Genomic DNA, 23,547 nt, shown 5'->3' with positions numbered 1-23,547 from the left:
GCCGTGATGGCGATGTGCGCCGCACCTGTCTGGCTACCCGACAGGTCCACATTGTCCCCCGTCAACACCGCGCTGCCCGCCGCCAGGTTCTGCCCGCTCGCTTGCAGCACGCCATCGCTATTGATGGTCAGATCGCCCGCCATACCCAGGCTGCCGTCCGCTTTCACCCCGGCACCCAGCAAGCCGCTGCTGGTCACTTTACTAGCGGAAATATTGGTGTTGCCAACGGAGGCGATGGAACCGCTGTTGTTCAGCAATCCCCCCACCGTCAGTTGCTGGTTGCGGCCCGCATACAGCAAGCCGGTATTGCTCAAGTCTGCGCTGATCCGCGCCGTCAGGTCCGAACCGGCGCTCACCGTCCCCTGCTGGTTCAGCAAGGCCGCCGCATCCAGACGCAAAGTGTCCGCCTGTAACACGCCGCGCGTGTTGTCCAGTGCGATACCGCCGACCTTCAAATCAGTGGTCGCAGCCATCACGCCGTCCGTATTCTTCAGCGCACCCTTGCTGGCGATATCCGCCGAGGCAGCGGACGTGATGCGGCCCTTGCTATTGTCCAGCACACCCGCCTGCAGTTGCAGGCTGCCATTGCCGGCGATGCTGCCGCGGGTATTGTCCAGGGTCTGCGCCACGTCCACGCGCATCTGTCCTGGCCCCGTCTGCTGCAGGGTACCGTCGCTGTTGTCCAGCTGGCCAGCTTGCACGGTGACTTGCTGCCCCGACGTGACGGCATGACGGTGATCGACCGTTTCCGCCTGGATATCAACTAAACCATTGCCCGTCACCTTGCCCCGTTCGTCATCGAAGCGCACCGCGTCGATGTTCAGGCGGCCCGTGCCCGCGTGCTCGATGCTGCCGTCGCGGTTAGTCACCTTATCCGCAAGCACTGTCAAGTTGGCGCTGTTGACGGCGATGCGCCCGCCCGTGTTGTCCAGGGTGCTGCCTTGCAATGCCGTGTCGCCACTGCCCGTCTGGATGATGGTGCCGCTGCGGTTGTCGAGCGATCCCGTCTGGATATCCAACTGGCCGGCGCTCAGCGTGCCGCGCACGTTGGACAAAGCCTGGCCGCTGGCTGCTGCCGCCACGGACAGCAGGCCCGTGGTCGTCACCAGCGCTTTGTCGGTGACGACGTTGCCGGCGCTGGCGTTCAGCGCGATAGCCGCGCCGCCCGTCTGGCTGCCGCTCAGGTCGATGCTGGCAGCGTGCAGGCTGGTCTTGCCGGCGGCCAGGTTTTGGCCATGCGCACTGATCGCTTGCGCAGCCGTCAGCTGCAGCTGGCCGCTGCCGGCCAGGCTGCCGTCGGCGCGGATGCCGGCACCCAGCAGGCTGCCGGCCGTGCTGTCGATGCGGCTGGCATCGATGCGGTTGTCGCCCTGGGCGGCGATGACGCCGCTGTTGCTGACGGCGCCACTCACCTGCAGCGCCTGGCTGCCGGCCGCATACAGGTTGCCGCTGTTGAGCACTTCGCTGGCCCGGGTGGCAAGGTTGCCACCGGCAAACACGCTGCCGGCCGTATTGTTCAGCTTTGCGACCGTCAAGGCCGCATCACCCGCTACCGTCTGGATCTGTCCGCGCGTATTGTCGATGTCGCCACTGTCCAGGCGCAGTGTACGGCCCGCCGCCAGGGTCGCTTCGGTGTTGTCCAGCGCGCCTGTCGACAGCGCCAGATCGCCGCTGGCGACGATGCGCCCCTTCTGGTTGTGCACATTGCTTGCCTGCACAGTCAACGCGCCATTGCTCTCCAGCGCGCCGCCGCGGTTGTCCAGTCCGCCGCGCACCTGCACGCCGGTCGTGCCCTGGCCGCTTTGTGCCAGGCTACCGCCCCGGTTGTCCAGGGTCCCGGCGTCGATGTTGAGCTGCCCCGCCACCGTGCGGGCATCGCGATGGTCGATGTGTTCGCCGCTCAGCGCCATGGCGCCATTGCTGACGATGCTGCCGCGCTGCAAGTTGATCTGCGCCGCGCCGATCTCCAGCGCGCCCGTGCCCGCATGCTGGATGGTTCCGTCCTGATTGCTCAGGCTGCCTGCCTGCAGGCGCAAGGCCTGGCTATTCGTGGCAATGACGCCGCGCGTGTTGTCCAGGCTTCCAGGCAATTGAATCGCCAGGTCGCCGGCGCCCAGTTGCATAATCTGGCCGTCCACGTTCGACAGGTCATGCGCCTGCACGCCCAGTTGTTGGCCCGTCAGCTGCGCCGCATCGCTGCGCACGGTGCGCGCCGCGTCCAGCTGCAGGCGGTCGCGGGCACTGACCTGCGCGCGGCTGGCGTCAAGGTCGCCGGCGCTGGCGCCCAGGCTGACGTTGCCGCCCGACACTTGCGCCCCAGTAATGTCCAGCTGGCGCGCCGCCAGGCTGCTGTCTCCGCCTGCCACGGCCGTGCCATGCACGGCAATGGTATCGCCAGCAGAAACGTTCAGCTTGCCGCTGGCGGCCAAGGTATTATCCAGATTCAAGCCAGCCGCCAGCACCGAGCCAGCAGTGGCATCGATGCGCGCTGCCGCGCCCGTGGCTTGCACGCTGGCATTGCCCTGGGCCGCGATCACGCCGCTGTTGGCGATATTGCCCTGGGCCTGCACCTGGCTGTCGCCGCCCGCATACACGGTGCCGCTGTTGGCCACGTCGCCCGCGACGGCAATGCTTGTCTGGCTGCCGGCGCCGGCAGACTGGATATTGCCGCTATTGCTCAGCCAGCCATTCGATTGCAGCACCAGGTTGCCGGCCGTGGCCGCCAAAACGCCCGCGTTGCGCACGCCCAGGCCCGCTTCCGTACCGATCAGGGTGATCTTGCCCGCATACATGCCGCCCAGCTGCGCCACGTCCAGTGCGTAGGCTGGGACGGAGCCCGCAGCGGCGACGCCAGCGCCCACGCCATGCGCCGCATCGATCTGGTTAGTTCCCGTCACCACTTTCAATTCCTGCGCCCAGATGCCGCCATTGATCTGCGCGGCGCGCGCCAGGATCGCCGTGTAGTCGCTCAGCGACGTGTCGAGGCCCCGTCCGTTGATGCTGACCACCCCGCGCTGCACCATGTAGCCATCCAGGTTACCGCCGTTGAGGATAGGCGTGCCCGTCGTCAGTGTGACCCGACTGGCGTTAATAAAACCGCCGCCGTCGACGGCCACGCCGGCCGGATTGGCGATGACGACCTCGGCCCGCTGGCCCGCCACCTCGACATAGCCGCGCAACTGGCTCGGGTTGGCCGAATTGACTTCGTTGAGGATCACGCGCGCGCTGCCGCCCGCCAGCCATGGATTGCCCTGCACCCAGCCGCCCGTCTGCGTCTGCACGTTGCCGCGGCTGTTGTTGAGGATGGCGCCATTCGCCGTCACGTCGAACTGGCTGTAGGTATTGCGCGACACGCCGGCCGCGCTCGGCGTCTGGATATTCACCTGTGTCACACCATTGGCGCTCTGCACCACGGTCGGACGCTGGCGGCCCGGCGCGTTTGGGTCGGCCACAATCTGCCCCATGGCCGGTCCCGCCACAAAGCTCACCATGCCCAGCGCGCCAAATATCGCCAAGGCCAGCGGCCGCAACTTGCCATTGATCCCGCCACCGCCATCGCCCTCAAATACGCCGCTGTCCAGGCCCCCCTCCCCCTTGGCAGCCTTGCCTTGCGAGGAAGCATTTTCAGCGACGACCATCAATTGGCCACGGCGTTTATTGAAGATGATGCGGTACAGGTTCTTGTTCATGAAATGTCCTAATGACAATTAAATGATGCGATCAAGGGGGAGAACGCTGGCTGGTTGCGGCGTCTCAGTCTCAGTAACTGGCGTTCAGGCTGAAGCCGGCCGTATGGCTGGCCGTGCGAAACAGCTCAGGTTTGCGCACGGGCCAGCCGACAAAGGCGTCGTACTGCACCCCCAGCCACTGGCCGCGCAAGCCGACGAAGCCGCCCGTCAGGCGGCGCGCGATCAGCCATTCGGCGGACGGTCCCGATACTTCGCCATGGTCCAGGCCCGCATACGCTTCCTGGCCGCTGTTGCCCAGCGGCACGCCGACTTCGTTGCGCAGCAGCCAGCCCCGTTCGGCCGAGAGGCTGCTTTCGCCGTCATAGCCGCGCACCGTGTAGCGCCCGCCGATGGCGAAGCGGTCTTGCGGCACCAGCGGCGTGCGATTGTGCTGCGTGCGCCAGCTGCCCGCGTAGCGCAGCGGCTGGCCGGCCAGCGTGAACGGTGCCGACAGGGCCGCGTCGGCCAGGATGAGCTTGAAACGCGACGTGCCTTCGCCAAACGCTTCCTCGGGCGCGGCCAATGCATCCATCGCGCCCGTGCCGCGCCGGTATTGCAGGTTCAGGTCCAGGGTGGCCTGTCCCATGAATTCACGGTGGCCAAGGCCCAGTTCCCAGCCGGCCATGCGGCGGCGCTGCACTTCCACTTCCGTGTCGTCGATGAAGTTTTGCGCGGCGCGCTGCCAGCCGCGCAGGGACAGCGTCGTCTTGCGCGACGCGTCGCGGTACACCAGGCGCGACAACTTGACTTCGCGATTCTGGCTGGCGCCGCTGTAGTTGTAGTCCTGGCTGATGCCGGCCACGGACTGGTGGTAATGGCTGTCGCTGACCGTAAAGGCCAGCAGCCAGTAGGCGTAGGGAATCGAATAGTGGGCCACCATGCCGCCCGTGCCGCGCGGACCGTTGCGGTTGCCGTCGACGTTCTGGTACAGGCTCAGGTAAAACAGGTCGTTCAGGGTCAGCCAGTGGTCATACGACAGGGTCACGCTGCCCTGCAGTTTGCCGGTCGAGCGCGAACCGCCATCGTCGAGGCCCAGCGCCAGGCGGAATGGCAAGCCCTGCTTCCACTGGATCTGCAGGTCGCTCTCGCCCGGTTTCGCATTGCCGCCCTCGGCCGGCATGATCTGGATATCGGCCTCGGCCGTCGGCACGCGCTTGAAGTTTTCCAGCGCCTGCTCCGTATCGCGCACATTGAGCAAGTCGCCCGGGCGCGCCGGCACGGCATTCCACCAGGTGGCGCGGGGATTGGTACCCGGTGCAAAGCCGATCTGGCGGATGCGCCCCGGTATCACGCTCAAGGCCAGCGTCCCCTTGCTCAAATCCTGCGGTTCGGCCAGCACGCGCGTCGTGACATAGCCGCGCGCGATGATGGCGTTCTGCAGCCGCCCCATCAGCACATTGATGGCCTGCGTGCCCAGGCAGCGCCCCAGCGGCGAATCCGGCGCTCCCAGGTCGTCACGCGCGGCGGCGGCCAGCGCCCACTGGAACTGGGCGGCGTCCTCGCCCCGCAATTGCAGATGATCGATGGTAAAGCACGGCGATTCGCCTGCGGGCAGGCGGTTGGCGGAGGCGGCCGCGGGCGCCTCAAGCAGGCGCACGTCGGGCGTGCGTTCCTGCTGCTGGCGCAGGAGGCGCTCGCGTTCTTGCTGGCGTATCAATTCTTGGCTGGCATCGTCGCGCTGGCCGAGGCCAGGCGTAGTGGGAAGGGGCGGCGCGATTTCGGGACGGGTCTGCGCGGACACGGCGGCACACAAGGTGCTGCTAAACAAAAATACACCGCACCATGGCGTCAAGCGCAGGTGCATAGTTGCCTCAAATAATTATTTACGTAAGGAAATTATAAAATAACTATTTCTATATGGCAACTATATTTATTTCTTGAGAACTTTTCCTCTTTGCTAACTGCCTTTTAACTATCGAATTACCACTAGTAAACAAGCTTACCGCGTCATGGCAAGAAATCAGATAATCGCATCCACAACAGGTGCCATAAAAAAAGCCCTGTAAAAACAGGGCTTTCGCTTACTCAGTCATTTCGACATGCAAAATTTCCAAAGGGAAATTTATTCCCACTCGATGGTCGCCGGCGGCTTGCCCGAGATATCGTAGACGACGCGGTTGATGCCGCGCACTTCGTTGATGATGCGGTTCGACACCTTGCCCAGCAGACTGTGCGGCAGGTGTGCCCAGTGGGCCGTCATGAAGTCTTGCGTCTGCACGGCGCGCAGGGCCACCACGTATTCGTAGGTGCGGCCGTCGCCCATCACGCCCACCGATTTGACGGGCAGGAACACGGCGAAAGCCTGGCTCGTCGCTTCGTACCAGTTGGTCGGCACGCTATCCTGGTCGAAACCAGGAACCACGACTGGTTCATACGGCGTGTTGCGCAGTTCTTCGATGAAGATGGCGTCGGCGCGGCGCAGCAGGTCGGCGTAGTCCTTCTTGACTTCGCCGAGGATGCGCACGCCCAGGCCCGGGCCCGGGAACGGGTGGCGGTAGACCATGTCATGCGGCAAGCCCAGGGCCACGCCCAGTTTGCGCACTTCGTCCTTGAACAGTTCGCGCAAAGGTTCCAGCAACTTGAGCTTCATGGTATCCGGCAAGCCGCCCACATTGTGGTGGCTCTTGATGGTCTGGCCCTTCTTGCCTTTGCCGGCCGATTCGATGACGTCCGGGTAAATCGTGCCTTGCGCCAGCCATTTGGCGTTGACCAGCTTGCCCGATTCAACCTGGAAGACTTCGACGAATTCGCGGCCGATGATCTTGCGCTTCTGCTCAGGATCGGTGACGCCGGCCAGGTGGCCCATGAACTGGTCTTCCGCATCGACGCGGATGACTTTCACGCCCAGGTTCTTGGCGAACATGTCCATCACCATCTTGCCTTCGTCCAGACGCAGCAGGCCGTGGTCGACAAACACACAGGTCAGCTGGTCGCCGATGGCGCGGTGGATCAGGGCAGCGGCCACGGAGGAATCGACGCCGCCGGACAGGCCCAGGATGACGTCATCGGTACCGACCTGCGCGCGGATCTTTTCCACCGCTTCACTGATGTAGTCGGGCATGTTCCAGTCCGATTTGCAGCCGCAGATTTCATGCACGAAGCGGCCGATCATGGCCTTGCCCTGCACCGTGTGCGTTACTTCCGGGTGGAATTGCACACCGTAGAACTGGCGCTCTTCGTCAGCCATGGCGGCAATCGGGCAGCTCGGGGTGTTGCCCATCAGTTTGAAGCCCGGCGGCATTTCCAGCACTTTATCGCCGTGGCTCATCCATACTTTCAGCATGCCGTGGCCTTCGTCGGTGACGAAGTCGGCGATGCCGTTGAGCAACTTGGTATGGCTGCGGGCGCGCACTTCGGCGTAGCCGAATTCGCGCACCAGGCCGTTTTCCACCTTGCCGCCCAGCTGGGCCGCCATGGTTTGCATGCCGTAGCAGATGCCCAGCACGGGCACGCCCAGCTCGAACACGGCTTGCGGTGCGCGCGGCGAGTCGCCGTCCAGCGTGGAATTGTGGCTGCCCGACAGGATCACGCCGGCGGCGCCATAGTTGCGCACGAATTCGTCGCTGACGTCATACGGGAAGACTTCGGAAAACACGCCGGAGTCGCGCACGCGGCGGGCGATCAACTGGGTGACTTGGGAACCGAAATCGAGAATGAGGATTTTAGAATGCATGATGGGGACTTTATCTGAGGTCATTACAAAACCGGCGCACTAGGCGCCGGTCTGGTCTGTCGCTACCACAATAGCGTAGCTGGAAAACTGTTCAGGGCAAGGCGCAGTGCCGAAGACAGTACGAATAGTACGGCGAGGCACTGGAACGCAGTCATGGACAGTTTCTCCAGTACGCTTACTCTGAACGGTAGTTAGGGGCTTCTTTCGTGATCTGCACATCATGGACATGCGACTCGCGCATGCCGGCCGAGGTGATTTCCACGAATTCCGCTTTTTCGCGCAGTTCGTCGATGGTGGCGCAACCGCAGTAACCCATCGATTGACGCACGCCGCCCACCAGCTGGAAGATGATCGCCAGCACGCTGCCCTTGTAGGCGACACGGCCTTCAATACCTTCAGGCACGAACTTGTCGGCCTTCATGGTGGCGTCCTGGAAATAACGGTCAGCCGAACCGTCGGACATCGCGCCCAGCGAACCCATGCCGCGGTACGACTTGTAGCTGCGGCCCTGGTACAGGATCACTTCGCCTGGCGCTTCTTCCGTACCGGCAAACATCGAACCCATCATGACGGTCGAGGCGCCAGCGGCCAGCGCTTTCGAGATATCACCCGAGAAGCGGATACCGCCGTCGGCGATACATGGCACGCCCGTGCCTTCCAGTGCTTCAGCCACATTCGAAATGGCCGTGATTTGCGGCACGCCCACACCGGCGACGATACGCGTGGTGCAGATGGAGCCAGGGCCGATGCCAACCTTGACCGCATCGGCGCCGTATTCCACCAGCGCCTTGGCGGCAGCGGCGGTAGCGATGTTGCCGCCGATCACTTCCACTTGCGGATACTTGGTCTTGATCCACTTCACGCGGTCGAGGATGCCTTGCGAGTGGCCGTGGGCCGTGTCGACCACCAGCACGTCGACGCCGGCGGCGACCAGCAGGTCGATGCGCTCTTCATCCTTGGCACCCACGCCGACGGCAGCGCCGACCAGCAGTTTGCCCTGGCTGTCTTTCGACGCGAACGGGTGGGAAGTCGACTTCTGGATATCCTTGACGGTGATCAGGCCGCGCAATTCGAATGCGTCGTTGACGACCAGCACGCGCTCGAGGCGGTGCTTGTTCATCAGGCGCTTGGCTTCGGCCGTATCGGCGTCTTCCTTGACGACCACCAGCTTTTCGCGCGGGGTCATCTTGGCGGACGCTTCCGCGTCGAGTTCCTGTTCAAAGCGCAAGTCGCGGTTGGTGATGATGCCAACGACTTCCTTGCCCTTGACAACCGGGAAACCGCTGATGCCGTATTGTTCCGTCAGCGCGATCACGTCGCGGATCTTCATGTCCGGCGGAATCGTGATCGGATCGCGCAGTACGCCTGCTTCGAAACGCTTTACGCGGGCCACTTCACGTGCCTGGTCTTTCGGATTCAAATTCTTGTGGATAATGCCGATGCCGCCTTCCTGGGCCATCGCGATCGCGAGGCGGGCTTCCGTCACCGTATCCATGGCTGCGGACAGCAAGGGAATATTCAGGGTGATATTGCGGGTCAGGCGAGTTTTAAGGGACGTATCGGCGGGCAGAACGTTGGAGTAGGCTGGGACGAGCAGCACGTCATCGAATGTGAGTGCTTTTTGAAGTAGACGCATAGCATTTCCTATTGGCGCAAAAGCAGATTATACAGAAAAAAGTGCCCTCCGTCCTTGCAGCATAGAAAAGATATTTGAAAATAGCAAAAAATGGCGGCTGCCACGCAGCGGACGGGCTAGCACCGCCCTGCCCGCTCAGCCTTTGGCAGGCTTGCTGCCGGCGCGGCGCCGGCGCGCTTCTTTCGGGTCCGCCTGCAGGGGACGATACACCTCCACCCTGTCATGCTCGCGCAATACGGTATCCAAAGGCTTCTTCTTGCCATAGATGCCGACCATGTTGACGGCCAGGTCGATGCCGGGGATTTTCTGCAGCAAGCCGCTCAGCGCCACCGCCTGCCCGATGGTGGTGCCTGCAGGCACCTTCAATGCATGCAGAAAGCTGCTATCGGGCAAGGCGTGGCACACCTGCACCTGAATATCGTCAGCCATACACCGTCTCCGCGCGCTTGCAGAAGGAATCGACCATGCTATTGGCGATCATGCCGAAGACAGGGCCAATGATCTGCTCCAGTACGCGGCTGGAGAACTCGTAATGCAGGTCCAGTTCGATCTTGCATGCATCTTCGCGCAGGGCCTTGAAGGTCCACACGCCGTCGAGGGTCTTGAAAGGACCGTCTACCAGCTTCATCTTGATGGAAGTCGGGGGCACGTTCTCGTTGGATGTGGTGAAGCTTTGGCGCACGCCGTGGTAATGTATGCCCACGCTGGCGACGACCGTGTTCTCTCCCCGCTCGCGAATCTCGACCGCACCGCACCAGGGCAGGAATTTGGGATAATCCTCCACCGCCGCCACCAGCGCGAACATTTGTTCGGCGCTATAGCCGAGAAAAACTGATTTATGTACTACTGCCATTGAAGAACCATTTGCTATGATGTTGGATACATTTGATTTTATCGCGCTTGCGCGAGACAGTAGTTTAACCGACCCGCGCACATTTACCATCTCATGACCATAGCAGACAACAGAAAAGCCTTCCACGACTACTTTATCGAGGATCGCTACGAAGCGGGCATCGTGCTGGAAGGCTGGGAAGTCAAAGCCATCCGCGACGCCCGCGTACAAATCAAGGAAGCCTACGTCGTCGTCCGCGGCGATGAACTCTTCCTGTTCGGTGCGCATATCAGCGCCCTGCCGACCGCCTCTACCCACATTCATCCGGAAGCCGTACGCACGCGCAAGCTGCTGCTGCACCGTGCGGAAATGGATAAACTGATCGGCAAGGTGGAACGCTCCGGCTATACGCTGGTACCGCTCAACCTGCATTACAAGGGCGGCCGCGTGAAATGCGAAATCGGTCTGGCCAAGGGCAAGAAACAGCACGACAAGCGGGCTGCCGAACGTGACCGCGATGGTGCACGGGAAGTGCAGGCAGCAATGAAGTCGCACCGCCGCTGATCCGCCACCGCGCGCAGCATGCTGCGTTCACACAAATAGGCCCGGCTATATGCCGGGTTTTATTTTGCCACCATCTACGGCAAACGGAAAAAAGCGCGGCGCAGCAGAACTAAAACAGGGAGGAAATGAGATAAGGCGGGAAAAAAGACTGGCATTTAGAAAAATACCATGGAGATAAGCAGCAGAGAGACAAACAGGCCTGCCTGGCCAACGACGATAAATCAAGAAAGTTCCGGATGCTTGCATGCTGCCTTGTACTCCACCTGCCACTCCACAGGACAAGCATCCGAATGAACGGTTTGTTAAACCTTCAGCAGATCACGCGACTTGCCCGAATCGGTCCACTCTTTGACCCATTTCGGTTGACGGCCACGGCCAGTCCATTGCTGCGTCGCGTCATCCGGATTGCGATAGCGTACCGCGACCGTGCCGGTTTTAGCGCGGATACCCGTACCAACCAGATCTTTTACGGAAACGCCGACGCTCTGGGCGATTGCCAGGATTTGCTCGCGCGCTTTGGACAGATCGTCCTGTTCGCGCTTCTTCATTTGCTTCTTGATGTCGTCCTGCAAGGTACGCAGTTCGGACAGGGATAAGCTGGACAGATCCATGATATTTCCTTGTGTGAGTTGAAAAATATAACTGAACAGTTAAATTCTATCCAATTGTAACGCGACTGAGGTGATTTTTCTTGAGATTTGATTGTTTTTTACAATTCTTTCACCAAAAAACCTCGACTTCCCTGGCTTCCAAGCGCTGCAAGTCTTCAATCCCGGGAACAGCCATCGCGCATGGACAGTCTGCGCAGTCGCCTCCGCTTTGTACGCCTGCGATTCGATACAGCGCCATCGGCAGTATTTATTTTGCAGTACTTTCTGTTTCATTGCAATTTATAGTAATTACAAATAGCAATTCAAAATATACATGGGAGCAATACTATCGGCAATTGCGCATCATCTACCCAGACACCACCCATGTATCCGTTACGGATTTCGGCGCAATCATCGCCACGCATGCGCGGCAGATTTTACTTCAATTAAAAAGATAAGCGGCGCACGCCAGCATATAATCCCGAAAGTGCGCACAGCATAGCATAAAGAAAAGATTTTCAACGCTAATGATTCAAACACAGATACTCCAGCCCTGCTCTCACCATATATTCCAGTAGCACAAATGAAAACTGCCCGCGAAACGGCGGGCAGTATTGACGACAAACTTGCTATGAGTTTGCTATTCACCGGGCAAGCCAGGCAATCAGGGAATAGCCACGCCGCCTTTCGGCTTCTGCGTTTTCACCACCTGCATCGCCGTGGCGATCAAACTGCTCATATCGCCCAGATTGGCTGGCACGATAATCGAGTTATTTGTTTTCGCCAATTGCGCGAACGCGCCCACATACTGCTCGGCCACTTTCAGATTGACGGCATCTTCACCGCCTGGCTCGCGTATGGCCGCACCCACCTGGCGCAGCGCTTCTGCACTGGCCTGCGCCAACGCGACGATGGCCGTCGCCTGGCCTTCGGCGCGGTTGATCGACGCCTGCTTTTCGCCTTCGGAGCGGGCAATGGCCGCTTCGCGCTCGCCGCTGGCGATATTGATCTGCTCTTGCTTACGCCCTTCCGAAGCGGCAATCAGGGCGCGCTTCTCGCGCTCAGCCGTAATCTGCGCCTGCATTGCATGCAGGATTTCCTTCGGCGGCGTCAAATCCTTGATTTCATAACGTAATACCTTGACACCCCAATTCGCCGCCGATTCATCAATGGCATTCACGATGGCCGTATTGATATGGTCGCGCTCTTCAAATGTCTTGTCGAGTTCCATTTTCCCGATCACCGAACGCAGGGTCGTTTGCGCCAGTTGCGTAATGGCGGCGATATAATTCGACGAGCCATACGAAGCACGCATGGCGTCGGTAATCTGGAAATACAGAATACCGTCGACCTGCAATTGGGTGTTATCACGCGTAATGCACACCTGCGGCGGCACGTCGAGCGGAATTTCCTTGAGTACGTGCTTGTAGGCGATGCGGTCGACAAACGGCACGACGATATTCAAGCCGGGACCCAATACGGCATGGAATTTACCCAGGCGTTCAACCACCCAGGCATGCTGCTGCGGCACCACATTGACCGTCTTGAAGACAAATACCAATGCCAGCAATAACAAGATAAGCGACACGCTTCCGATGTTTACTTCCATAATCTACTCTCCAGGTTATCCAACAATCAAACGGCTGCCGCGCACGGCACGTATGGTGTAATGACCGGCCTGCGTATCGCTGCCGGGTATCAATTCCACATCCCACAAGGCGCCGCGATACATGACGCGCGCCACGCCATCGACCCAATGCGCCACGGCCACGCTTTGGCCGATATCGAGATTCACATTCGGATCCTGGGCCGCATCGCGCCGCGACGCCTTGCCAAAACGGGCGCGCCGCAATAACAAGGTGGCCGCCACGCCGACAATTGCCGCCGTCACGGCCTGCCAGCTGCCATTACCGCCCGCCAGCGCCACCAATCCGCCAGCGCCGACCCCGATGGCGATCATCAGCAGATAAAAGGTGCCCGTGAACAATTCCAGGATCAATACCACACCTGCCGCCACAAACCAGCCCACCCATTCAGCCATGATGCCTCCATCCATTTGAATCCAAAAAATAAAAAACCCCGCGGCCTATATAAGCGACGGGGTTTGATGCGCAATACTGCCTGATATTATTCTTGCCATACACCTATATACAAGCAGTCTAACGCAATTCCGGATGACGTCAATAGCCGGGGGCGAATTAGCGCCACCGGACCAGCCAATTATTCCTCCAGCAGGCTGCGCAGCATCCATGCCGTCTTTTCATGCAAATCCAGGCGCTGCGTGATCAGGTCGGCCGTCGGCTGGTCATTGGCTTTTTCCAGCAATGGGAACAGGCGGCGCGCCGTGCGCGCGGTCGCTTCCTGCGCCGCCACCAGATGGCTGACCATGTCCAGCGCCGGCGGCACGCCGTCGATTTCCTTGATCGAGGCCAGCTTGACGAATTCCTTGTAGGTGCCGGGTGCCGGATAGCCGAGGGCGCGGATACGCTCGGCGATCAGGTCCAGCGCGCCCCATTGTTCCGTGTACTGCGTCATGAACATCAGGTGCAGGGTGTTGAACATCGGCCCCTTCACGTTCCAGTGGAAATTGTGGGTCATCAAGTACAAGGTGTAGCTGTCGGCCAGCAGGCCGGACAGGCCTTCCGCGATCTTCGCGCGGTCCGCCTCGGAAATGCCGATATCGATCTTTGCAGCCTTGCTCGGTTTCTTGCTTGCCATGAGAACTCCCGTTTCAATGTATTGGTGGAATCATTTTAGCTGATCTGGCGCAAGCCCATCAAATACTGCCGTGCGCAGCATGGCAGGCATAAAAAAACCCGCTGCCAGGTCAGTGGCAGCGGGTTTTCAAGGGGCAATAAAGAGGCTTACGCTTTCAGCGCAGCCAGCTTTTGCCAGGTGTCGATCACCGAGTCAGGATTCAGGGACATCGATTCAATGCCCTGCTCCATCAGCCAGACGGCGAAGTCCGGATGGTCGGAAGGACCCTGGCCGCAAATGCCGATGTACTTGCCGCGTGCCAGGCAAGCCTTGATGGCCAGGGCCAGCAGGGCTTTCACGGCAGGATCGCGCTCGTCGAAGTCGGCGGCCAGCAATTCCATGCCGGAATCGCGGTCCAGGCCCAGGGTCAGCTGGGTCAGGTCGTTCGAACCGATCGAGAAACCGTCGAAATGGTCGAGGAACTGGTCGGCCAGGATGGCGTTCGACGGCACTTCGCACATCATGATGACGCGCAAGTCGTTCTCGCCGCGCTTCAGGCCGTTCTTTGCCAGCAAGTCGATGACTTTCTCGGCCTGGCCCAGGGTGCGCACGAATGGCACCATGATTTCCACGTTCGTCAGGCCCATGTCATTGCGCACGCGCTTCATCGCTTCGCATTCCATGTTGAACGCTTCGGAGAAGTCAGCCGACAGGTAGCGCGCCGCGCCGCGGAAGCCCAGCATCGGGTTTTCCTCGTCCGGCTCGTAGCGCGAACCGCCGATCAGCTTCTTGTACTCGTTCGACTTGAAGTCGGACAGGCGCACGATGACTTTTTTCGGCCAGAACGCGGCGGCGATGGTGGCGATGCCTTCGGCCAGCTTGTCGATATAGAACGCCTTTGGCGAAGCGTGGCCGCGCGCCACGGATTCCACGGCCTTTTTCAGGTCGGCATCGATGTTCGGGTATTCGAGGATCGCGCGCGGATGCACACCAATATTGTTATTAATGATGAATTCCAGGCGCGCCAGCCCCACGCCGGCATTCGGCACGGACTGGAAGTCGAACGCCAGCTGCGGATTGCCCACGTTGAGCATGATCTTGGTATCGAGCTTCGGCAATTCGCCGCGCGATACTTCCGACACTTCCGTTTCCAGCAAGCCATCGTAGATCTTGCCTTCGTCGCCTTCCGAGCAGACCACGGTGACGAAGGTGCCGTCTTTCAGCACGTCGGTCGCGTCGCCGCAGCCGACGACGGCCGGCACGCCGAGTTCACGGGCGATAATTGCTGCGTGGCAAGTACGACCGCCACGGTTGGTGACGATGGCCGAAGCGCGCTTCATGACCGGTTCCCAGTTCGGGTCCGTCATGTCGGCAACGAGCACGTCGCCTGGCTGCACGCGCTCCATGTCGGCCGGGTCGTGGATCACGCGCACGGGGCCGGCGCCGATCTTCTGGCCGATGGCGCGGCCGGACGTCAGCACGGTGCCGGTGCTCTTCAGCTTGAAGCGTTCCTGCACGTCGGTCGCCTTTTGCTGCGACTTGACGGTTTCAGGACGCGCCTGCAGGATGTACAGCTTGCCGTCGCGGCCATCCTTGCCCCACTCGATGTCCATCGGACGGCCGTAGTGGTTTTCGATGATGACGGCGTATTTCGCCAGTTCCACCACTTCGCTGTCGTTCAGCGAGTAGCGGTTGCGCATTTCGACGGGCACGTCGACGGTTTTCACGGAACGGCCAGCTTTCGCTTCGTTCGTAAATTCCATCTTCAGCAGCTTCGAACCGATATTGCGGCGGATCACGGGCGACTTGCCTTTTTCCAGCATCGGCTTGTGCACATAGAATTCGTCGGGGTTGACGGCACCCTGCACCACGGTTTCACCCAGACCATAGCTGGAGGTGACGAACACCACGTCCTTGAAGCCCGATTCCGTGTCGATGGTAAACATCACGCCGGCCGCGCCCAGGTCGGAACGCACCATGCGCTGCACGCCGGCCGACAAGGCCACTTCAGCGTGCGTAAAGCCCTTGTGCACGCGGTAGGAGATGGCGCGGTCGTTGTACAGCGAGGCGAATACCTGCTTCATGGCTTCGAGCACGTTGTCGATGCCGACCACGTTCAGGAAGGTTTCTTGCTGGCCAGCAAAAGAAGCATCCGGCAAGTCTTCCGCCGTCGCCGAGGAACGCACGGCAAACGACATTTCCGTGTCGGAATCGGCTACCAGCTTGGCGTAGAACTGGTCGATTTCAGCGGCCAGGCGCGGCTGGAACGGCGTTTCCACGATCCATTGACGGATCTCGGCGCCGGCTTGCGCCAGCGCGCGCACGTCATCGATGTTCAGCCCTTCGAGGCGCTGGGCGATGCGTTCGGCCAGCGGCAAGCCGCCGTTGGCGCTATACGAGAGGAAATCGCGGAATGCCTGCGCCGTGGTGGCAAAGCCACCGGGCACGCGCACGCCGGCTTCCGCCAGCTGGCTGATCATTTCGCCCAGGGAGGCGTTCTTTCCGCCGACGGATTCGACATCCGTCATGCGCAAATGCTCGAACGAGGCAACATACACCGCGTCCTTGTCTTCCTGCTGTTGCGATACTGCGTTGGTCATAATGACACCCTTACTGATGATAGAAATCTTTACGCGCGGCGCACGGACAGTCTTCTTGTTATTCTTGGCGTCGTGCAGCACAATCATACCGTTACAGCCATTTTACCTTGTGCGGCGCAAATTGACGACGCACAATCTTGATCCGAAAACCCATGACACAAGAACTACGCCCCCCTCTGCCCTCCGCGGCCCGCACCGTTTTCTTTGTTTCCGACGGCACCGGCATCACCGCCGAGACCTTCGGCCATTCGGTGCTGACGCAGTTCGACCTGCGTTTCCGCCAGATCCGCCTGCCCTTCATCGACACCATGGACAAGGCCTACGAGGCGGCGCGCAAGATCAACGAAGCCTTCACCGCCGATGGCCAGCGCCCCATCATTTTCTCCACTCTGGTGAAGAACGACCTGTCGGCCGTGATCCGCAAGTCCAGCGGCATGCACATGGACCTGATCCAGACCTTCGTCGCCCCGCTGGAGCAGGAACTGGGCGTGATGTCGACCCACACCATCGGGCGTTCGCACAACATCGTCGACAGCGAGGAATACAAGAACCGCATCGAGGCGATCAACTATTCGCTGGCGCACGACGATGGCCAGTCGCACAAGAACCTGTCCTCGGCCGATGTCATTCTGGTGGGTGTTTCGCGCTCTGGCAAGACCCCGACCAGCCTGTATCTGGCCATGCAATACGGTATCAAGGCGGCCAATTATCCGCTGATTCCCGACGATTTCGAGCGCGACAAGCTGCCATCGGCCCTGCTGGAATTTAAGAATAAAATTTTCGGATTGAGCATTACGCCCGAACGTTTGTCGGAAATACGCAACGAAAGACGCGCTGGAAGCAAGTATGCGGCCATCGAAAATTGCCGTTACGAGGTCAACGAAGCGGAAAAGATGATGAAACGCGAAGGCATACGCTGGCTGTCCTCGACCACCAAGTCGATCGAAGAGATCTCCACGACGATCCTGCAAGAGATCAAGCCGAACCGCCGCGAGTACTAGAACGCCTGACCAAACCTGCTGCGCGTCGGTTTTGTCAGGTGTTCGTTTCTCTCGAAAGCACCGTCAGCGCCGCCACCAGTTGATCGAGTTCAGCAGTGGTGGTGGTGATGGCCACCGTGGCGCGCACGACGTCCATGTCGCCGATATTGCGCTGCACGGTAAATATGCCAAAACGCTGCAGCAAGGCTTGCTGCAGATCGTGCGCGCTCATGCCATCGACGGCAAAGGCAACCAGCGCCGTGCCACGCAGCGCATCGAGCGGCGACAGAATGCGCACACCGTGCAGCCGCGCCACCCGCTCGATCCAGTAATTGCGCAGCCAGGCCAGGCGTTCCCTCTTGGCTGGCGTGCCGCCCAGGCGTTCATGAAAATCGAGCGCCGCGGGCGCGGCCAGGATGGCGCCGATCGGCGGCATGCCCATGTGCAGGCGGCTGCGGATATCGTCAAGCGGATAATCGTCGTCGCCAAAATGCGGCTCGATCTTGTGCAATTGCGATGCGCGGATATACACGACACCGAGTCCCGCCGGCGCCCCCAGCCATTTGTGCAGATTGAAACCGGCGAAATCGACGCCCATGGCCTGCACGTCCACGTCGACCTGCCCCAGCGCATGGGCGCTGTCGAGCAGCACGTCGATGCCGCGTTCGCGCGCCAGCGCCATGATTTCCTTCACAGGCAGTTGCTGGCCGTTGGCCGGCGTCACCTGCGACAGCAGCAGCAATCTGGGCTTGACGGCCTGGCGCATGGCTTGCGCGTAACGGGCGATGATTTCGTCATCGCCGATGGGCAGGCCCAATGTGACTTGCGTGCTGGTGACGCCACGGAGCTGCGCCAGCCAGCGCATGGCCGTGCGCATGGCCGGATAGTCGAGATTACTCCACAGTACCGTATCGCCTGGCGCCAGGCTGTGGTATTGCGTGATCAGCACCTGCATGGACTCGGTACCGCTGCGTGTCAGCAGTATCTCGTGCGGCTCGGCGTGGATCAGCGCGGCGACGCGCTGGCGCAGGATATCCACATGCGTGCGCGTAAACTCGCCGCGCACGAAAGGACTCAGCTGCTCATTGGTGTAGCGAACGGCCTGCTCGAAGGCCGCTTGCACGGGCGCGGCCATGGCGCCGAAATAGCCGTGTTCGAGATTGACGATGGCGTCCGGCGGCGCGGGATAAAACGCGGCCACCTGGCGCCACCAGGCCTCGTCACGAGCCGCACCGTCGGCAAGCACAGGCAAAGACATGGCGACCCTGTTCAGGACTGGCCCTGGCGCAGCTGCTCGAAGAAGCAGACGGCGGCGCAGGCAGCCACGTTCAGCGATTCGATCTGGCCCAGGTGGGGAATGACCACCTGGTGCGTCGCCATCGACAGCAGGTCGTCGGCGACGCCCTGCCCTTCATGGCCGAACAGCCAGGCGACGGGCTGGCGCAGGTTGACGTCGTACAGGCGCTGCGTGGCGTAGCCGCTGGTGGCGAGGGTCGCCACCTGGGCGCTCGATACGAGCGCCGCCAGGTCGACGTTTTCAAAGATGTCGAGCACGAAGTGCGCGCCCATCGCCGCGCGCAGCACCTTGGGTGACCAGCAGAAGGCCGTGCCAGCGCTGCAGTACACCTGCGTGATGCCGGCTGCGGCCGCGCTGCGCAAGATGGAACCCACGTTGCCCGGGTCTTGCAGGTTATCGAGCAGCACGGCCGACACGCTCAGCGGCTGCGTGACGGCCCGTTCCGGCGTTTCGATGAGGAACATCACGCCCACGCCGTGCTCGACCTGGCTCACCGCGTGGTACAGCGCATCGGGCAAGCCTAATACGTGTGCGCGCTGGCTTTCCAGCTGGCCGACGATCTCCATCACTTCAGGATTGCGCAAGGCGCTTTCGCTGACGATGCACTGCTCCGGCATGCCGCGCAGCTGCAGGTAGGATTGGCACAGGTGCACGCCGTCGAGCAGGGTGCGGCCCGACTTGCGACGCGCCTGCGAACTGCCCGCCAGCTTCAGCAGCTCCTTGTATTGCGCATTGTCGCGCGAGGTAATCGTCTTCATGCCGCCACCTCTTGTCCACCGAACAGGGCGATCACGTTGCGCACGGGCGCGAACGAGCGGCGGTGCACGGGCGAGGCGCCGTGCAGATGCAGACGCTCCAGGTGCAATTTCGTGCCATAGCCCTTGTGCTGGTCAAAGCAATACTCGGGATAGGCCGCATGCAGGTGCACGAGGGCCGCGTCGCGCGCCGTCTTGGCCAGGATCGAGGCGGCGGAAATCGAATCGACCTTGTCGTCGCCACCGATGATGGCCATGCCGCGTATCGGCATCACGGGACAGCGGTTGCCATCGATCAGGGCCAGGGTCGGCACGGTGGCCAAAGCCTCGACGGCGCGGCGCATGGCAAGCATCGACGCCTGCAGGATGTTCAGTCGGTCGATTTCCTCTTCCGACGCTTCGGCGATGGCCCAGGCCAGGGCCTTGGCCTTGATCTGCGGCGCCAGCAGGTCGCGTTTGGCTTCGGTGAGCTTTTTCGAGTCGCGCAAGCCGTCGATGGGCTGGTTCGGGTCGAGGATCACGGCGGCGGCAAACACGGGACCGGCCAGCGGACCGCGCCCTGCCTCGTCGACGCCGCAGATGATTTCATCGAGCGAGAATGGCAAGTCGTCAAACAGGCCGGGATAGATATTTTTCACGTTGAATCTTTGGTTGGTACTGCGGTTGAAGCGGTGATCGGGCGTTACTTGCGGTTGGCGGCGATGACCTGCATGACGGCGCTGGCGCTTTCGCGCGCGCTGTCGCGCAGCAGGCTGTGGTGCATGTCCGTGAAGCGCTGCACCAGGCGCAAGCGGCCAGGTACATCGCTCAACTGCTGCCACATGGCCTCGGCCAGCGCTTGCGGGCTGGCCGCGTTCTGCAGCAGCTCGGGCACCAGGTAATCGCGCGCCAGGATGTTCGGCAAACCAATCCACGGCTGGTAGCCCATGTGGCGCATGATTTCCCACGACGCGCGCATCATCTTGTAGGCGATGACCATGGGCTTCTTGTACAGCGCCACTTCCAGCGAGGCCGTGCCGGAGGCCACCAATACCGCATCGGCGGCGCAGATGGCCGTGTGCGAGCCGCCATCGGTGAGCAGTATCTCGACGTCCTGCAAGCCCGCCTCACGGATCAGCTGCAGGAAGTACTGGCGCTGCTTTTCGCCGGCCATGGGCGCGACAAAACGCAAGGAGCGGTCGCGCGCCAGCAGCAGCTTGCAGGCGCTGACAAACGCCACCGCATTGTATTTGAGTTCGCCCATGCGGCTGCCCGGCATCAGGGTCACGACATTCGCGTCCTGCGGCAAGCCCAGGGCGCGGCGCGCGGCCGCTTCGTCGGGCTGCAGCGGGATCATCTCGGCCAGCGGATGGCCGACATAGGTAACTGGCACCCCCGCCTTGCGGTAGATTTCTTCCTCGAACGGGAAGATCACCAGCATGTGCGAGACGGCCTTGATGATTTTCTTGATGCGTCCACCGCGCCAGGCCCAGATCTGCGGCCCGATGTAGTGCACGGTGGGAATGCCGCCTTCCTTGAGCTGCTGCTCGAGGCCCAGGTTAAAGCCCGGATAATCGGCGCCGATGAAGACGGCGGGCCGCTCCGCCAGCAGCTGGTCGCGCAGCGCGTTCTGGATGCCCTTGATTTCGCGGTAGCGGGGAATGATCTCGAACAGGCCGCGCACCGTCAGCTTGTCGAGCGGCCAGTCGGACACAAAGCCCTGCTGGGCCATGTGCTCGCCGCCGATGCCGTGGAAGCGGGCACCGGGCAGCTGCGGCACCAGGCCGGACAGCAGGCGGCTGGCCAGCAGGTCGCCCGACACCTCGCCGGCGACGATGGCGACCGACAGGCCGCTGGCCTGGTCAGCGGACGATGCCACGCGACGCGACGCCAAGGAATTCGCGCATGGCGCGAATGTGTTGCGCCACCTCGGGCGACGACGCCGCTTCTTCTTCGAACAGGGCCGCCTTGGATTCTTCCAGGGTCAGTCCCGAGCGATAGATGAGCTTATACGCGGCGCGGATGCCGTTGATCTGCTCGCGCGTAAAGCCGCGGCGTTTCAAGCCCTCGATATTCACGCCATGCGCCTGCGCCGGATTGCCGTTCAGGAGCACGAACGGCGGCACGTCCTGCGTCAGGCTGGTGCTCATGCCGACAAAGGCGTGCGCGCCGATCTTGCAGAACTGGTGCACGTTGGCGAAACCGCTCATGATGACCCAGTCGCCGATTTCCACGTGGCCCGCCAGTTGCGCGTTGTTCGAAAAAATCGTGTTGTTGCCCACCAGGCAGTCGTGCGCCAGGTGCACATATGCCGAAATCCAGTTGTCGTTGCCCAGGCGCGTCACGCCGCCACCCTGCACGGTGCCCGTGTTGAAGGTGCAGAATTCGCGGATGGTGTTGCGGTCGCCGATTTCCAGGCGCGTCGCCTCGCCTGCCCATTTTTTATCCTGCGGCTGCGCGCCGATGGAAGAAAACTGGAACAGGTGGTTGTCGCTGCCGATCGTCGTGTGGCCGTCGATCACCACGTGCGGGCCGACCCTGGTGCCAGCGCCGATGCGCACGTGCGGACCGATGATGGTGTACGGACCCACCTCGACCGAGCTGTCGAGCTCGGCCTTCGGGTCGATCACTGCGGTAGAGTGGATGGCCGCCATGTTACTGCCCCGCTGGCTGGCTCGCAGACTGGCTCGCATCCTGCGCGCTGCGGATGGTGCACATCAGTTCCGCTTCCAGCGCGACCTTGCCGTCGACCGTACCGACAGCCTTGTATTTCCAGATGCCGCGCGAGACGCGCAGGATTTCGACGTCCATCTTCAGCTGGTCGCCCGGTTCGACAGGACGCTTGAAGCGCGCATTGTCGATGCCGACAAAGTACACCACCGAATTTTCATCAGGCTTGACGCCCATCGACAGGAACGACAGCAGGGCCGCCGTTTGCGCCAGCGCTTCGATCATCAGCACGCCTGGCATGACCGGTTTGTGCGGGAAATGGCCCTGGAAGAACTCTTCGTTGACCGTCACGTTCTTGATGGCGGTGATGGTTTTGTTCGCTTCCCAGTCCAGCACGCGGTCAACCAGCAGCAGCGGGTAGCGGTGCGGCAGCAGCGATTTGATGGCCAGGATGTCGAGGGTCTTTTTTTCAGTAGTCATTTTTCGTCTTGCGTGGTCAGTGTTTTAATTGTTTTTTCAAGCGCGCGGATCTTCTCGCGCATGCTTGACAGGTTGCGCACGATGGCGGCGCTCTTTTCCCAGTCGGCGTTCTTGGCCAGCGGATAAAAACCCGTGTACTGGCCCGGCTCGGCGATCGAACGCGACACCATGCTGCCCGAGCCCACGTGGACGCGGTCGGCAATGGTCAGGTGGCCCAGCACCATGGCGGCGCCGCCAAAGGTGCAGTATTTGCCGATGATGGCGCTGCCGGCCACGCCGACGCAGCCGGCCATGGCCGTGTGCGCGCCAATGTGGCAGTTGTGGCCGATCTGGATCTGGTTATCGAGCTTGACGCCGTCTTCGATGATGGTGTCGGCCAGCGCGCCACGGTCGATGGTGGTGTTGGCGCCGATATCGACATCGTCGCCGATCACCACCCTGCCCGTCTGCGGAATCTTGATGTACACGCCGCCTTCGTTGGCGAAGCCGAATCCGTCGGTGCCGATCACGGCGCCCGAATGGATGATGCCGCGCTGGCCGATCACGCAGCGCGCGTGGAAGGTCACGTTGGCGAACAGCTGGGTGCCGGCGCCGATGACGGCGTCGCGGCCAATCACGCAGCCAGCGCCGATCACGCATGCAGGGCCAATCACGGCGCCCGCCTCGATCACGGCGCGCGGCCCGACCGATGCGGTCGGATCAACCTGCGCACTGGCGTCGACAAAGGCGCCCGGATGAATGCCGGCCGGCGCCTTGATCTCGTGCAGGGCGGCGAAATACTGCGCCGCGCGCGCGAAATACACATAGGGATTCGGTGTGACGATGCGCGCGCCGGCGTATTCAACGCCGATCAGCGCGTCGTCGGCCGGCGTGAGGATCAGCGCCGCTGCGCCGCTCTGGGCCGCCTGTGCGCGGAATTTGCTATTGCTGAGAAAGCTGATGTGCGAAGCGCCGGCGTCGGCCAGCGGTGCGATCCCTGTGACTTCCAGGTTCGGATCGCCCGCTAATTGACCACCGAAGCGTTCGACCAATTCTCCTAGTCGAGTGCCCATCTATTTACCTCTAT

20 protein-coding genes are annotated in these 23,547 nt (G+C 61.5%); 2 read left to right on the top strand and 18 right to left on the bottom strand.

The window, feature by feature from the left end; genetic code table 11:
* The 6 genes from IGS61_RS24465 to IGS61_RS24440 all read right to left on the bottom strand — a co-directional run.
* A partial coding sequence (locus IGS61_RS24465; RefSeq protein WP_230541984.1) for a two-partner secretion domain-containing protein occupies positions 1-3,689 on the bottom strand: 3,689 nt, incomplete at its 3' end.
* A 70-nt stretch (positions 3,690-3,759) separates the two neighbouring features.
* The gene (locus tag IGS61_RS24460; protein ID WP_230541983.1) at positions 3,760-5,532 is read right to left on the bottom strand and encodes a ShlB/FhaC/HecB family hemolysin secretion/activation protein; all 1,773 of its coding nucleotides are present in this window, start codon (positions 5,530-5,532) and stop codon (positions 3,760-3,762) included.
* A gap of 258 nt (positions 5,533-5,790) precedes the next feature.
* Entirely contained in the window at positions 5,791-7,401 is a 1,611-nt protein-coding gene (guaA, locus tag IGS61_RS24455) for a glutamine-hydrolyzing GMP synthase (protein WP_070288027.1), read from the bottom strand.
* A 175-nt stretch (positions 7,402-7,576) separates the two neighbouring features.
* Positions 7,577-9,037 carry an IMP dehydrogenase gene (guaB, locus tag IGS61_RS24450; RefSeq protein ID WP_086137751.1) on the bottom strand — a complete coding sequence of 487 codons (1,461 nt, stop codon included), beginning with the start codon at positions 9,035-9,037 and terminating at the stop codon, positions 7,577-7,579.
* Positions 9,038-9,172: 135 nt separating this feature from the next.
* Positions 9,173-9,466: an RnfH family protein gene (locus IGS61_RS24445; RefSeq protein ID WP_230541982.1), complete on the bottom strand. Its 294-nt coding sequence runs from the start codon at positions 9,464-9,466 to the stop codon at positions 9,173-9,175.
* Entirely contained in the window at positions 9,459-9,890 is a 432-nt protein-coding gene (locus IGS61_RS24440; RefSeq protein WP_035818194.1) for a type II toxin-antitoxin system RatA family toxin, read from the bottom strand. The genes IGS61_RS24445 and IGS61_RS24440 overlap by 8 nt, the downstream gene beginning before the upstream one ends.
* A gap of 93 nt (positions 9,891-9,983) precedes the next feature.
* On the opposite strand from IGS61_RS24440, the gene smpB reads away from it, so the two are divergent.
* Complete coding sequence (gene smpB / locus IGS61_RS24435; protein WP_034784131.1) at positions 9,984-10,433, top strand: SsrA-binding protein SmpB; 450 nt, start codon at positions 9,984-9,986, stop codon at positions 10,431-10,433.
* A gap of 302 nt (positions 10,434-10,735) precedes the next feature.
* On the opposite strand, the gene IGS61_RS24430 is transcribed toward smpB, so the two are convergent.
* The 5 genes from IGS61_RS24430 to ppsA all read right to left on the bottom strand — a co-directional run bounded on the left by IGS61_RS24430 (position 10,736) and on the right by ppsA (position 16,320).
* Complete coding sequence (locus IGS61_RS24430; RefSeq protein ID WP_010397665.1) at positions 10,736-11,044, bottom strand: H-NS histone family protein; 309 nt, start codon at positions 11,042-11,044, stop codon at positions 10,736-10,738.
* A 643-nt stretch (positions 11,045-11,687) separates the two neighbouring features.
* On the bottom strand, positions 11,688-12,632 hold the full coding sequence (locus IGS61_RS24425; protein ID WP_230541981.1) for an SPFH domain-containing protein: 945 nt from the start codon (positions 12,630-12,632) through the stop codon (positions 11,688-11,690).
* A 15-nt stretch (positions 12,633-12,647) separates the two neighbouring features.
* Positions 12,648-13,064, bottom strand: a complete 417-nt coding sequence (locus IGS61_RS24420; RefSeq protein WP_230541980.1) for an NfeD family protein — start codon at positions 13,062-13,064, stop codon at positions 12,648-12,650.
* 179 nt (positions 13,065-13,243) lie between these two features.
* Positions 13,244-13,741, bottom strand: coding sequence for a Dps family protein (locus tag IGS61_RS24415; protein ID WP_152255343.1), 498 nt, complete (start codon positions 13,739-13,741; stop codon positions 13,244-13,246).
* Between the two features lie 146 nt (positions 13,742-13,887).
* A complete protein-coding gene (gene ppsA, locus IGS61_RS24410; RefSeq protein WP_070221573.1) occupies positions 13,888-16,320 on the bottom strand; it encodes a phosphoenolpyruvate synthase in 2,433 nt (810 codons plus the stop codon).
* Between the two features lie 152 nt (positions 16,321-16,472).
* On the opposite strand from ppsA, the gene ppsR reads away from it, so the two are divergent.
* Positions 16,473-17,321 (top strand): posphoenolpyruvate synthetase regulatory kinase/phosphorylase PpsR, encoded by an 849-nt coding sequence (ppsR, locus tag IGS61_RS24405; protein WP_230541979.1) that lies wholly within the window; start codon positions 16,473-16,475, stop codon positions 17,319-17,321.
* Positions 17,322-17,355: 34 nt separating this feature from the next.
* On the opposite strand, the gene IGS61_RS24400 is transcribed toward ppsR, so the two are convergent.
* Genes IGS61_RS24400 through lpxD form a run of 7 tightly spaced genes read right to left on the bottom strand, consistent with a single transcriptional unit; the run spans position 17,356 to position 23,533 of the window.
* Entirely contained in the window at positions 17,356-18,558 is a 1,203-nt protein-coding gene (locus tag IGS61_RS24400) for an aminotransferase class V-fold PLP-dependent enzyme (protein ID WP_230541978.1), read from the bottom strand.
* A gap of 11 nt (positions 18,559-18,569) precedes the next feature.
* Entirely contained in the window at positions 18,570-19,355 is a 786-nt protein-coding gene (locus IGS61_RS24395) for a TrmH family RNA methyltransferase (protein WP_230541977.1), read from the bottom strand.
* Entirely contained in the window at positions 19,352-19,990 is a 639-nt protein-coding gene (gene rnhB, locus IGS61_RS24390; RefSeq protein ID WP_230541976.1) for a ribonuclease HII, read from the bottom strand. Before rnhB ends, IGS61_RS24395 begins: the two co-directional genes overlap by 4 nt.
* A gap of 44 nt (positions 19,991-20,034) precedes the next feature.
* On the bottom strand, positions 20,035-21,210 hold the full coding sequence (gene lpxB / locus IGS61_RS24385) for a lipid-A-disaccharide synthase (RefSeq protein ID WP_230541975.1): 1,176 nt from the start codon (positions 21,208-21,210) through the stop codon (positions 20,035-20,037).
* Positions 21,194-21,985: an acyl-ACP--UDP-N-acetylglucosamine O-acyltransferase gene (gene lpxA, locus IGS61_RS24380; protein WP_230541974.1), complete on the bottom strand. Its 792-nt coding sequence runs from the start codon at positions 21,983-21,985 to the stop codon at positions 21,194-21,196. The genes lpxB and lpxA overlap by 17 nt, the downstream gene beginning before the upstream one ends.
* Before the next feature lies 1 nt (position 21,986).
* Positions 21,987-22,481, bottom strand: coding sequence for a 3-hydroxyacyl-ACP dehydratase FabZ (fabZ, locus tag IGS61_RS24375; protein ID WP_035818168.1), 495 nt, complete (start codon positions 22,479-22,481; stop codon positions 21,987-21,989).
* Complete coding sequence (gene lpxD / locus IGS61_RS24370; RefSeq protein WP_230541973.1) at positions 22,478-23,533, bottom strand: UDP-3-O-(3-hydroxymyristoyl)glucosamine N-acyltransferase; 1,056 nt, start codon at positions 23,531-23,533, stop codon at positions 22,478-22,480. The genes fabZ and lpxD overlap by 4 nt, the downstream gene beginning before the upstream one ends.
* Between the last annotated feature and the right edge of the window lie 14 nt (positions 23,534-23,547).

The sequence above is a fragment of the Janthinobacterium sp. FW305-129 genome (assembly GCF_020858115.1).
Taxonomy (GTDB): Bacteria; Pseudomonadota; Gammaproteobacteria; order Burkholderiales; family Burkholderiaceae_D; genus Janthinobacterium.
The sequence above is the reverse complement of the archived record's forward strand: the minus strand, read 5'-3'. Positions and strand labels throughout refer to the sequence as shown.